This is a genomic window from Paenibacillus sp. OSY-SE (assembly GCF_000283315.1).
GTDB classification, from domain to species: domain Bacteria; phylum Bacillota; class Bacilli; order Paenibacillales; family Paenibacillaceae; genus Paenibacillus_B; species Paenibacillus_B profundus.
On record NZ_ALKF01000158.1, the window covers coordinates 1 to 12703 of the forward strand.

9 protein-coding genes are annotated in these 12703 nt (G+C 46.4%); all 9 read right to left on the bottom strand.

The annotated features are described in order from the left end of the window. Window positions 1-634 (bottom strand): stalk domain-containing protein (locus A372_RS0106670; RefSeq protein ID WP_019420052.1); only part of this gene is annotated, 634 nt, incomplete at its 3' end. Between the two features lie 204 nt (window positions 635-838). Continuing rightward, window positions 839-1558 carry a stalk domain-containing protein gene (locus A372_RS33440; RefSeq protein ID WP_019420053.1) on the bottom strand — a complete coding sequence of 240 codons (720 nt, stop codon included), beginning with the start codon at window positions 1556-1558 and terminating at the stop codon, window positions 839-841. 93 nt (window positions 1559-1651) lie between these two features. After that, window positions 1652-5179, bottom strand: coding sequence for a phage tail spike protein (locus A372_RS0106680; protein WP_019420054.1), 3528 nt, complete (start codon window positions 5177-5179; stop codon window positions 1652-1654). 12 nt (window positions 5180-5191) lie between these two features. Next, entirely contained in the window at window positions 5192-5833 is a 642-nt protein-coding gene (locus A372_RS0106685) for a phage tail domain-containing protein (protein WP_019420055.1), read from the bottom strand. Between the two features lie 11 nt (window positions 5834-5844). Next, window positions 5845-6480: a hypothetical protein gene (locus A372_RS0106690; protein WP_019420056.1), complete on the bottom strand. Its 636-nt coding sequence runs from the start codon at window positions 6478-6480 to the stop codon at window positions 5845-5847. 14 nt (window positions 6481-6494) lie between these two features. Continuing rightward, on the bottom strand, window positions 6495-7088 hold the full coding sequence (locus A372_RS0106695; protein ID WP_019420057.1) for a distal tail protein Dit: 594 nt from the start codon (window positions 7086-7088) through the stop codon (window positions 6495-6497). Window positions 7089-7101: 13 nt separating this feature from the next. Then, entirely contained in the window at window positions 7102-11841 is a 4740-nt protein-coding gene (locus tag A372_RS0106700; protein WP_019420058.1) for a hypothetical protein, read from the bottom strand. Window positions 11842-11892: 51 nt separating this feature from the next. Then, window positions 11893-12054, bottom strand: coding sequence for a hypothetical protein (locus tag A372_RS37215; protein ID WP_019420059.1), 162 nt, complete (start codon window positions 12052-12054; stop codon window positions 11893-11895). 17 nt (window positions 12055-12071) lie between these two features. Continuing rightward, window positions 12072-12554 (bottom strand): hypothetical protein, encoded by a 483-nt coding sequence (locus tag A372_RS0106710; RefSeq protein WP_019420060.1) that lies wholly within the window; start codon window positions 12552-12554, stop codon window positions 12072-12074. Window positions 12555-12703 lie beyond the last annotated feature (149 nt).

The window sequence follows — 12703 nt, forward strand, 5'->3', positions numbered from 1 at the left end:
CATTTAAGTCATCACGCAATTCTCCAAAGAAAAAGCTATTTTGATCAATAACGGATAAAAATAACGGTGTTTGCCCATTATTGTCTGGTATATCGACATTCAAGTCATTGCGTCTAATTGCCTTATATGCTTCATAGTTATCTTCAAGCACAACATAATGCATCAGGGTCATACCGGTGTCGGAATCTTGCGCATTTACATCTAAAGTTCCATTGTTTAAAGCTTCCTTGATCTTGGCAGCATCCAGTTTTCCGTCAGTAGAATAGGTTTCTTTCAAATTTTTCATTTTCACCGTCTTAATTGTAGTTTTCGTTTTGTCATTTTTGGCCGTGTTTTTTTGATTTTTTTCTTTGTCCACGTTTGCTTTCTCTTTCAGCGTAATTTCAGAAGAAGTAACAGATTGTACTGAATAGCCTAAAGCGCTCGCCGTGTCGCGAAGAGGGAGATAGGTTTTCCCGTTCACATTTAAAGGAGATTCGCTTAGTTTTGCTTGATTCTCGCCAACTACAACCTTGATATTCATTGGCATTGCTTTATAAAATGTTGCTGCGCCTACGGCTGTGCCCGCAGTTAAAATTGCTCCAACGAGTAGTCCCAGCAAAAATGCAGGGGTTTTGGTTATTAGCTTTTTCACTTTCAGATACCTCCGATTTTTAGCGTAATACCATATATCGGCAAAGATAAATGATAACTTTAGATTACATCACTCTAACTGTTTTTCATCGGCTTTGACGTGATTTGCTGTCTCTCACGTCTTGAAATTAAAAAGCCACTCCATTGAAGAGTGACTTAAATGAATTCATATCTTAATATAAATGATATTAAGGAATGATAGATATTATTTCTTCATATACATATACAAACGAAAATAATCAGGTGAATCTTTTTCAGTGTAGTCAATAGCTTGTTTACCAGATGCATCCTTTATTGAAGCATCGACCTTTAATTCATCTAACAATTCTCCTCGGTAAAAAAGATTTCTGTTTGTTACAGCTATATGCAATGCCGTTTGTTTGTCTTTGTTTTGAATATTGGGATCCAGATCATTGCGTCTAATCGCTTTATACGCTTCATAATTATCTTCTAAAATCACATACATTAAGAGAGTATTACCTGTATCAGTATCTTGCGCATTTACATTCAAAGTTGCATTGTTTAAAGCTTCCTTGATTTTTGCAGCATCCAGTTTGCCGTCAGTAGAATAAGTTTCTTTCAAATTTTTCACCATCTGATTTTCTTTTTTCTGGATATTCTCTTTTGCTTTCGAGTCATTGGTTTGAGCAGAGGTGTTTTGGCTGATTCCTTCCTTAAGCGTAACCGTTGAATGGGTGACAGATTGTACGGAATAACCCAAGGCATTTGCCGTATCTCTAACGGGAAGATACAGTTTCCCATTCACATGAAGTGGAGGATTGGATAATTTCGCTTCCGTGTCATTCACAACAAGCTTCACATTCGATTGAGTTGCTTTTAAGTATGTAGTCGCTCCCACAACAGTTCCGGCAGATAAGGCAATACCTATAAAAATGCCCGTTATTAATATCGTTATTTTTTTCATTGAAACGTTGACCTCCAATATATAGGGAATAGTTCTATTGTACTATATATCGGAAAATGAGCATCGTTATTTTAGAGAAGTTAATCAATTATTTTAATTTAAATCTATTCTCGACGCTGTAAACTTGATATTTGCACCTGCTTCAAAGTTTATATTTCTTTTTGCTTTTAGATTTATATCTCCGCTGTGGGTCATTTCAAAAGTTGTTCCATTAGCCAGATCTATATTCAAATTACCGCCATTCACAATAATATCAAAATCTTTGCTAGATAATTGAATCAATTTATCTTGAGAATATAGAAATACACCGTCATCATTTAATTCAAGTCTCCTATCTTTCCCAGTGTTACCTGCACCATAAGCAATCTTGTATCCACCTTTGTATTTTGTCTCGACCGCCTTTCCGCCATTAGGGGTTCCGTCACCCAAGCCAATCGTACGTGTAGGCTCTGCTTCGTGACCCGAACGTTCAAACGTAATGATTTGTTTCACTTTTTCATCCATATCATATGCCATTGCGGGCCACGGAGTAGGTTCTATTGTCATTTCTCCCGTTCTTTCCGATGATAGCCAGTACAGAAGTCTGCCGTCAGACAACTTTTTCTGCTTGCCGGTCCCCTCCTTGATTCGGCCCGTAATAAACTTAATGCTGTTGCCTTCGATTTTGATATAGTTCGTCCAGCCTTTCTCGGCGGCATTGGTTAAAGTGGAAACTTTGCCGGCAGTCAGATTGGAAATAAAACCGTCTTCATTGGTAAGCATATTTGCGGCAATCAATTCTGCATCGATGGCGGCCGCGCCAATGACGTCCCATTGATTCATGAATAGTTTTTTATTTTCCGAATCCAGAAGCAGATTGTTGTCGCCATCCGTAACGAGCAATTTGCGGAATATGGCCGTTCCGTCCATTTTAATCCAAGCAGGACACGCTTCCGGTATTTCGCTCCCAAAGTACAGCCCATGCTCAGGAAACATGGAGATGATGCCTCCATATTTATCCTCAAGGACCAAGTCTGATCCCCGAATATGGCCGTCTTTGAAGAGTGAATGTTTGATTTCGGCTGAATCGGCAACCAAACGATTCATCCACACATTGCCGAAGTAATCGGCATGGAAGGGGGCATCGGCCCAGCGTGAATTGCCCAGAGCCAAGCCATCCTTGTTGATGGTAAAGACGCGATCGCCTTCGCCGGCTTGGAAATTGCCCTTCATATACAGGTCGCCATCGGACGAGGTGTAGAAGGTCTTGTCGAAAGTACCGTTGCGGCTGCGCTCGATGACGAATCCATCCTCGCTGTTGACCGTGGTGCGGTTCACAATGGTGTTGTCGGCACACTCGGAGGAACGGTAACGGTTTACGACCATGCCGAACTTATCCGGTGTTTTGTCATACAAGCCAAGCCGCATCACTTCGCGTTCGCACCGATCAGATACTGTTAGCTTAGGACCTTCAATCGTGAACAGGCCGTCGGGGTCGCCCACGACGACACGTTGCCCCAAAATGATTTTGCCGAGCACCTGCTCCGCGATGAGGCCGTCAGGCGTAATGGCCGTCTCGTAGCGGAGTCCGCCGCTGCGCGTCAGCCCGAGCGCGCCGTGCGTCGCCCGCAGGAAACGCTGGGAATCATGCGGGTCGATGATCGTGATGCCTTTGCGATCGATCGTGACGTATTCGTTGGACGCCATGTTGATATCGTTCGTCACTTTATTCCAGAAATGCTCGAACAGCTTGCTCATTTCTGAGGTATCCACCACCGCCTTGCCCCATTTATGCTTGTTGCTGTCTACGGTAACGGAGGTGTTTTTGCTGTCATAAATAAATTTCTCCAGCTTCTTCCGGTCATTCGTCAAGTCCTTGGCGTTGCTGATCGTAAGCTGGATGCTCGAATTTTCGTAATCATAGCGGATTTCGGAAATTCGCGCTTCTATTTTGATGTCAAGCAGTTCGTAAGCAATCCGAACATAGTCGCCGATGACCAGCTTGTCCCAATTCCGCTGCTCTTCCACGATATCGAGAAAATGAATGATGTCGATGCTGAACTGGGTTTGCGGGAGCTGCAGCTCTTTGAACTTGCTCTCGGCCGCCTGATAGAGGTCTTCTTCCTCGACATATTTGTCGTCCGCAAACTCTTTTTCAATGACGTAGTAATTCAGCTCCAGCAGTTGATCGTCCGTAAAGTTGCGCGCGGGGGAGAAGTCCTGCTGCAATTCGGCAATCGCCTGCTGCACTTGCTCTAATTCATGCGTCAGATTCGCCAGCTCGATTTCGACGGCTTTCATCTGCATGTGCTTGTGATCCAGACTGAACTTGTCGATAAGCTCCTGCTCGTTGTTGCCCGCTTCGAATTCCTCCAGCGAAATGTTGGCCACCTGCAAAAACACGTCAACATTCGATCCGCCGCGCACTTCCACGGCAACGTTCTCCGCCCGCTGCACCTTGCCGAGCAGCACCCACGTGCCCGATTGGACGGGCTTGGCGGCTCCATTAAGCGTAACCTGGACGCCAGCGGCAGAGCTTACTTTGCATAGCACCGCGTAAGGATAGATGTCCTTCACGGGGAAGCTGCGCGAGCTGGAGGAATCGTGAATATATGTCTCGAAAAACATTTTGCCGTCGAACTGCTGCGCAAGCATCGTGTTGGTGATGACGGCTTCGTTGTTTTGCAGCTTGTGCAGCTCGACTTCCTTCTGTGTCAGGCTCTCTTCCAAGCGTTTCCGGGCGGAAAGCTGCTTGGCGAATTCCTCTTCTCTGGCCTCGATCCGTTCTTCGTAGTCAAGCAGGGCATGGCAGAGCGAATCGCTCATATAGTCGCTTGAGCGGATGACCGTGTTGCTCGCGTCCCGTTCAAATGGATACATGAAGTAGCTAAAATTCTCGATGTAACTTTGCCCGGTTGGGTTCACTTTGTGGATGCTCAGTCCATCCTGGCCAAATGCTTTCAGGCGGGTTACCATTTCGTCCGCTCTGGACTCCTTGCCGAGCGACTTCAAATATTTGCCGTACGAAAATCGCAGCCCTTTGTTCACGCCGAACCATTCGGGCTTCATCATGGATACGGTCCGCCGGTTCGTATCCCACCGCACAACGGCATTGTACGTCTCTGCGACCTGATAGACGGCATCCAGCACCGTCGTATTGCCGAAATCGAACGCGCGATAAGTAAGCTTGAAGTCCGCATCCAAATAATCGATGGTCCAAACCGTATTGGACAGCACGTCGCGCAGCACTTGCTCGGCATGGACCGATTCCACGGCGTAATCGCGAATCAGCTTGTCGCGCAGCTCATAAGGAAGGGCATAGCCATGTATTTCTTTGTAAGCAGTCTCGCCGTCGCCGTTCTCGTTCGTTGAATCAATCATATAGCGCTCTGTATGTTCGCCCAACACGACTTGGACATGATAGCGTTCCTTCAGCAGGGCGATATTTTTGTTGTTCGCGAGCCTATGATTGATGTCGATTCGATAGGGGAGCTTAAACGACAGTTCATTGACGGACGACAACAGGATGGATTGGTTAATATCGTAGGCCTCGCTCAGCTTGCTTATCGTCTCTCCGCTCGGCTTCACCAAGAATAGCTGCGGTTTGAGCGGTTTTTTCAAGAAATCAATATCTCCTAACATCGGATCACCTCCTTATTGAATGCGTTGGAATTGATATCGGAATTGGAAGTTGGCGTCCCCGCGGATTTTAAGCACATTTTTGCCAGGCGGAAGGTCCAAATAGTTGTCATTGAAGCTGCCGTATCGATAGGTGGCGGCCAAGCTCGTCTCGATATGCTCCTGCTCGCTGTTGACATATACCGTTTCCTGATCAAGCAAATCCGCAAAGCGGAACTCGGCGTTGCCTTGCGACGTGTTGACCACGGCAAATTCGCCTTGTCCTTGCTTCGTTATCCATATCTCCGGCTTGCAATTCAGATCGCCTTTGTTGTCGAATACGGCAACGGGCTCGAAATGCAGGGAGAGTTCGCGGAAGGCAGGGGAGACCGAGTATCGATCAGACTGCAGCATGACCCGGAACCGGAGCAGCATATCGTGCAGCGGCGTGTCAATCTCGGCGTCCGGAATGCTGCCGCCATTGACGCACGGCTTCCAATCAGTCCACGAATCGCCTTGATCCGCCGAGAGGGAGGTCTGCACATGGACCTTGCTGTTGCCAGGAGCATCGCTCTTCCACGTCATCCGCGTCAGGGCGCCGTCTCCATGCAAGGAAACAGGGATTGGGGGAGATGTGTAGACGCCTGACAGGTTGCTCAAAGAAAGCCAATTCGCCATCGTTCACACCTCTATTCAATTTTGCCAAACGGTCTGAAAAGCGCGGATATTCCGCTTTCCTTCCATTTGGCAATGCGATATCCCAGCCATACCACGGTGTTATCGTAGATGCTCGTGCCGCTCGTCAAGCTCCAGTCCGGTTCGGACGCCCCGGCCTCGCCTTCGGTGATGCATACATAAAAACGGCCGTTGTCAACGGTCGGGAATACGATATCGTGTTTGAAATACAGCTTGGAGCGCTGCCAAGCGGAAGCGCCGCGTGTGTCTTGAACTTCCCGCTCCGCCGAGCTCGGGAAGACGGGCTCCGTCACTCCGGAATGGCCTGCCTGGATGCAAATGTAGACGTGGCCGTTGTCTTCGGGCGGAATGATGCAGTCTCCATTGCGATAGGAGGCCAGTGCCGTCCACGCGGGAGCCGTACGTCCCGTTCGCGTATTGACCCAGCCGGCATACTCGCCGATGGCGGGCTTCGAGTTCCATATGATGTCGCTCTGCTTCCACAAGCCTTCTACAGGCGGGGAGGGGGCGTCGTCTTTGGATGCTTCATCCAAGGCGGAAAAGTTCTCGCCGAGCTCTTGAATCGTTTGATAGATTTCATCCGTATATTCCGGGATGTGCAGCTTTAGTTTTTTCGTTCGTTGTGACATGTTGTGCTCCTTTCTTATGTAATATCCGGCCAGGCTGCGCCGGAATAGTCGCTCCATCGCGGCACCTTGGAGTCCAGCACAAGCTGCCCGGAGGCATCTTCGGCCAGGCCTGGCTTCGTGCCTGCGGAGAAATCGCTGATGCGATGGTCGAGACGGGTATCTTGCCATTCATACCAAGGGGATGAATAGACAGGGGAGTAGGAATAGGGCGAATCGCAGCGGAACGTGAGATTGACATAGCCTTGCGACAGCGCGTTATGAACCAGTGTAGGCTCGTCGACTGCCAGGGCATAGAAGACGCGCTCGGGGTCGCTGGAGAAGATCAGCTCCTTGTAATAGTCCTGTTCCGTCAGCCATCTGGCTATCTCGCGGATTTGCCGCGTATTCCACGTCTGTTCAAAGGCGAATGACACTTGAAACTTGAGCGGGTCTTTCGCAATGCCTTGGAAATAAGGCTTGCTGCGTCCGCCGATTCTGACCTCCTGCAGCGTGCGCGGGGCCGCGAAAGGCTCTTCCAGCATACCCGAGTTGATGTTTACGTTCACGATGCCGTAATCGCTGCATTTGATCCCGGCATAGGAGAAGGATTCGGAAGATCGGATTGTCAATGGATGTCACCTCCTAAATATTGACGCCGCGCGCTTTGAGGCCGTTAATTAAGGAAGCCGCCATGTCGCCGCCGTCTTTTGGCCCGAAGGCTCCCGTAATGGCTACGTGCAAATTCTGAATCGTCGTGCCGGCATGCGTTGTATTCTGCTGCTGCGTGAAGCTGGGCAGCTTCATGTTCCGGATGGAATCGACGATGTTCCGGGTAATATCGACCACCTTCAGCAAGTTGAAGGAATCGGATTGATTCAGCACGATCTCTTTCTCGTGGGCGAGCAGGAATTTGCCGCCGTTTCCACCCCATGGGGGAGTCATGCCGCCTGACTTCGCGGAGAACGGCTTCATGTTTTCTAACTCGTCATGGGATTTATCCGGGAAATTGTATAATTTGCGATAGGAATCGTTTATTCTGCGCAGCTTGTCGATTTCTTCCTTGATATGAATGATGTCAATCGAATTGGGCTCGGTTCGTTGCAGCTGGATCACTTGCTCGGTCAAGAATTCGGCACGCTGCTTGTTGGCAAGGTACTCTTTCCAGCTTCTTTGCTTCTCGGCATCTTCGTTCTGTTTGCCTCCGCTTGCTTGTCCCGGCACAGTGGAGCTTCCGGAAGGCGCTTTGCCGGATGAATCGATAGTGTCGCGATACTCCTGCGTATTGGTGTAATCCTGCTCAAAGCCGTATCTGATGTTGTCGGCAATTTTCGAGCCGAACCGCTTGCTTTGCTCTTCGAGATAAGCAAAGAACGAATCATAGTTTAATTGTATCTCGTTCAAGGCCGTATTTACGGCGGCTTTATCTTCATTGAGCAGGGACTGCTTCAGGTCATAGAAGTATTTCTCGTCTTCGAGGATTTGCTTGTAATGCCGTTCGATTTTGCGCTTCTCTTTATCGAGCTTGTCGAGCGCGTCCTCGTGCTGCTTATCCTCGAGCTCTCTTTCTTTCTCGATTGTTGTTCTCCGGACTTCAAGCTGATCGGAGAGGCCTTCTTTGACGAGCTCGCGCTCGCGATCGAGCTTGAACTTGTCGATTTCTTCATTTTTGGAATCGAGCTGCTCCTGCAGCGCTTTTCGCTTTGCTTTTGCTTCGAAGGAATTGTCCAGCGCCAGCACGCTGATCTTGTCGGCAATGTCCTGCCGCTCCTTCATCAGTTTATTTAACTGCGCTTCGTAATCCTCTTCCGCATTGGCCCGATCCAGCGACTTGAGCCGAGCGTTGATGATGTCTTCGTATCGTTTCAGCTCGTCATCCAAATGTTTGACTTTATTGTTATGGCGCTCGTTCTCGCCGCGTATTTCTTCTTCGATTGCTTGCTCGCGAAGTTCTTTTTCCTTCTGGAGCATGTTCTTGTAATTCTCGATGATGCTGTCAGCCCGATCGGATCTGGCTTTCGCTTCCGCATTGTTCATATCGGCAATTTGCTTCAATACGGTGCGCTGATATTCATTGAGAGCATCAAGCTTGGCTTGGGTGAGGCTCCTTTCCGCGATGGATTGGCTCTGATTTAGTTTCCGTGTCAATTCCGCGGTTTGCGATTCAATGGATTGTGCAGCTTGGGCGTAAACGGAAGCAATGGCCTTGTCGATGTCTGTGGCCGCTTGCTGCTTCTCGGGCGTGTCCAATGAGCCCAACAGGCTTTTCTGGAATTCCAGCTCTTTCATCTGATCCTCGAACCCGGAGATGAGGGCGTCCGCTTGTTTTTTCCCGAGGTCCTCGGATTGAGTGACTACCTCTTCATACTTATTGTTTTGAGCATCCAGCAAAGTCTTGAGGTATATTTCCGCAGCCCGTTTCTGGGCGTCCGTAGACTTGCCGCTTCGGATCAATTGCTGGGTTTTATAGATTTCATCATTGATTTGCTTTCGTTCGTTGACGATGTTCTGGACAATCTCTTCCGTATACGTAGCCAACAGCTCTTTTTCTTCCGTGGTGTTGATTTCACCCAGCATGGCAATTTTATGCTTGGACTTGGCTTGTTTCGTTTCGCTGGTGTTCTGAAGACGTTCCAGGCCTTTGCCGAATGTGTCCGCTATGCCCATGACCGCTTGGTTTAACTTTGAATCTGCGTCATTGATTTGCTGGGGAAGATTGAGATATTGTTCGACAAAGGATTCGATCGTTTGGATCGAATGGCCTTGAATGGTGTCCGTGCCGCTGTTGGCGATGGATTCCAGCTTCTGGCCGACGTTCTCGATGACAGCGCCGTTCTTATCTAGCAGCCCGGCCTTGCCAAGAATGCCTCTCAGCTCTTGCTGCTGTTTGACATGCGAGTTTTTTAGATGATCCAAGGATTTCGTAAGATTGTTGTAGAGCGTCAGTCTATTATTAAGTGCTTTGTCGTAATCTTTACCGGAGGCGATAGCTTCATCCAGCTTCTGCTGGTTTTTGTCCAGCGCCGCATTCGCTTTCGTGACGGCGTCCTCTAATTTGTTTATTTTGAGACGGGACTCATAGGCAGCCTTGTCTTTGCTGCTGGAGGAGGAGCGGGACGAAGAGCGGGAACTTACCCCAAACATTGGATCATTGAGAGGTCCAAACATTGCTTTAATCTTATTTTCACTTTGCGTAATAGAAGTGACGTAAGTATCAATAACATCTATTTCTTCGTCAATCCTTGCATTTTTTTCTGCCGTTATGTTTTGAAACTCTGGAATAGCATTGATTGCCGGAGAAAAGTACCCTGTTCCGCTTAATGTGTTATGAGCATTTTTTTGCTCCTTGAGTTCCTTAATTCGTTTTCTAGCGTCTGCAACATTTTTTATGATTTTCAGTTCTGTGCCGTATGCACCTAAACGTGCCAATGTATTATTTAAGGTAGCAGTAGTTTCCTCTTTTTCTTTCTCCATGCTTGCGATGGCTTTTTCAATTCTTGCTTTACGAACCTTTTCCAAAGCGCCATCTTCAAAAGAGTAAACATTTGCAGTCATCTTAATCTGCTCTGCAAGTTCGGGATATCGAGTAATTAGGTCAGCAATTTGCTCTGACGATAATGCATGCCCATTATTAACATCGTATATAAATTGATTAAGTGTTTTTAACTCGGAAGTGTGATCCTGCAATGTTTTTGTCGCAGTTTCAGCATTTTCGGCGGCATTGTTTAACGAATTATTAAAATCTTGCCCTTCTTTAGAAGCCTTTTTGAAGGAGTCACCCAGACTTTCAATTGTTGCATCGGTTAGATTTAGAACAGCTTTAATTTGATTAAAGCGATTAATTTCATCGCTTGAGATTACTCCATCTGACAAAATTTCTATCAAGGTCGCTAGGCTCTTGGTGAATTCATCAATTTTATCTTTGTCATTGACTATATCGGAACCAAGGGAATCGACAATACTTTTCAATTCCTTTGAAGTATCTGGATTTACTTGAATAGAGTTTAGCAGCAAAAGTTTTTCAATGGTAGAGTATATATTATCTCTTAAATCATCTGAGGCAATCGCAATTTGCTCTTCTTTCTCCAGAAGCTGTATTGTAAGTTTAGTAACTTCAATATTGGTCCGTCTTAGCAGTTCTGCATGGTCCATTTTAACAGAGGGATCAAAAACTCCAAAATTCTTTCGAAAGTGCTGTTTGGCCTCTGAGTTTGTTAAATCTTTCTTGAGATTTTTGATTTTTTCTATTTTTTCACTATATGAATCCTTAGCTGATTCAATATCAAGTTTCAATAGAGCTTGGGTTAGTTTTTCTGTTCTTTCGATTTCTCTTTCGACAGCATTTGCATTTTTTAAGTGCTTCTGACCTTTATCATCAATGGATGCTACCAGACCCGGCATAAGAGTGGACAATCGCTCAATTACATTCAGATAAGACTGTTCTTGTTCGTGATTTGCGAACTTTTTCCCATCTTTGGTTACCGCTTGAAGATAATTATAAGTGTTGACAAGCTCTAATATTTCATCTTTATGAGCTGTCCATGACTCGGTGCTCTGTCTCGTTTGTTTTTCTAATTCGATTTGTTGCTGTTTTTCTTCTTCATATTTATTGTATAAATAGGTTAGACCACTCACTACTGCCCCAATAGCGACAGACAACCCCAAGCTTAAAGCAGATTGTAGAGCAACCGTTGCTATTCGTGCTTTGATAGCCGAGCTGGTATAAATTTCTGTGAATACCGAGAGTGCTTTGAACTTTAGTCCACCTTGAGCTATTGCTTCAAAGAATAGGGAGACCATAGATGTATCAAACAGCTTTTTAAAAGCGTCTATATTTACATCTTTAAAAAAATCGTTAACTGTTTTTTCAAACGGATTGGATACAGGGCTTGCCTTCGTTTGGGCTGCGGATTCAACACTCGTTGTAGTTGCTTCGTTACTCCCCATTTCGTTGGCCGACTGTACACGAATTAAATCTTGTTGCTTTGCTTCGAGCCTCTCCATATTACGAATTAGAGTCAGGATAGCGTCGGTTTCTTGGAGGATTGCTGATTTTCTATCATTTATATGTTTTGTGGCTTGGACTGAGCTATCTATACTTGCGCGTATCCTTTGTGTGACTCTATGGATTGCCTCACCAAGAAAGAAATTTTTTGCTATGATTTCTTCAATGAGTTTCTTTTGGAGCTCATAGTGTTTTATTACTTTTTGCCCGGATGAAAGCAATACATCCACGCTTTTCGTATACTTCTGATCAAAATCTACACTTAGTTTTACTTTACTAAGCTTGGGATGCTTCTCGATCTTTTTGATTGCCTTATTGATCTCTTCAACTGTCTTCGTAATATTCAAGGAACCGGTCAGCAGGGTTAAATCGTTTTTCATGGCTTCCACTCCTTTCCTTCATGATGAGCGCATGCGCATTCGTCAGCATGCTCATTCACTTTCTTGGGTGTCGTGCTCCTCCGCGATGGGGTGGGAGAGCAGGTAGCGGATTTCATACATCGCATCCTGCTGAGAGAAGCCTTCGACCGGCGTCCGGTTCAGAAACTGCAAAATATTGCTGACGATGTTGTCTGACAATTCATATTTAGGCATGAACGTTCACTCCTTTGCTAAGCGGTCTCTGTATCTTTTTCCGTGTCTGCGTGTTCGTTGTTCCATTTTTCAAGCTCCTGATCAATCGCTTGGTTGAATACGCCTAGAGCGGCATCCAATTCCTCGAACAGCATGTGCAGCTCATCGATTTCAAAAGCATCCAAAATCTTTTCGGTATAGTCGCCATCATTGAGCAAATGAAGCATCTCCATATATTGCTCAAAGGTTTCGGCATCGGTCTTCAGCGACGTAAAGTACTTGATGGCCAGCATCGTTTCGAGGCCCAGAATCAGGCCGGCATCAAATGGCTGCTTGGTTGTCAATGCTTCGGTCAAGATGCGCAAAAGCTCTGCTTTGAGCTTGTTTTTCCGGGAAGGGCGAAATACGGTCTCGACATCGACCTTCGTGTTGTTGTCGAACACGACTTGTTTTTTAGGTTTGTATTTTTCATTGGTTTCTTTTTTTACCTGGGTCAAGGTGAGATTTTTGAGTTGTGCCATGTCGGATTCCTCCTTATTAAAATGAAATAGGGGAGGAAGAATACTCCCCTAAATAAAAGCGAAACGGATTCAACTGGGACGGAAGCGGAACGAACGCCTCCCAATCTTCCCCCCAATGTGACATCCATTGGATTCTGTGCAGTGAAAGC

What these genes read in the sequence shown, in the direction of transcription:
- A372_RS33440 (WP_019420053.1), bottom strand. Translation starts at nt 1,558, where the DNA reads ATGAAAAAAATAACGATATTAATAACGGGCATTTTTATAGGTATTGCC.
- A372_RS0106680 (WP_019420054.1), bottom strand. Translation starts at nt 5,179, where the DNA reads ATGTTAGGAGATATTGATTTCTTGAAAAAACCGCTCAAACCGCAGCTA.
- A372_RS0106685 (WP_019420055.1), bottom strand. Translation starts at nt 5,833, where the DNA reads ATGGCGAATTGGCTTTCTTTGAGCAACCTGTCAGGCGTCTACACATCT.
- A372_RS0106690 (WP_019420056.1), bottom strand. Translation starts at nt 6,480, where the DNA reads ATGTCACAACGAACGAAAAAACTAAAGCTGCACATCCCGGAATATACG.
- A372_RS0106700 (WP_019420058.1), bottom strand. Translation starts at nt 11,841, where the DNA reads ATGAAAAACGATTTAACCCTGCTGACCGGTTCCTTGAATATTACGAAG.
- A372_RS37215 (WP_019420059.1), bottom strand. Translation starts at nt 12,054, where the DNA reads ATGCCTAAATATGAATTGTCAGACAACATCGTCAGCAATATTTTGCAG.
- A372_RS0106710 (WP_019420060.1), bottom strand. Translation starts at nt 12,554, where the DNA reads ATGGCACAACTCAAAAATCTCACCTTGACCCAGGTAAAAAAAGAAACC.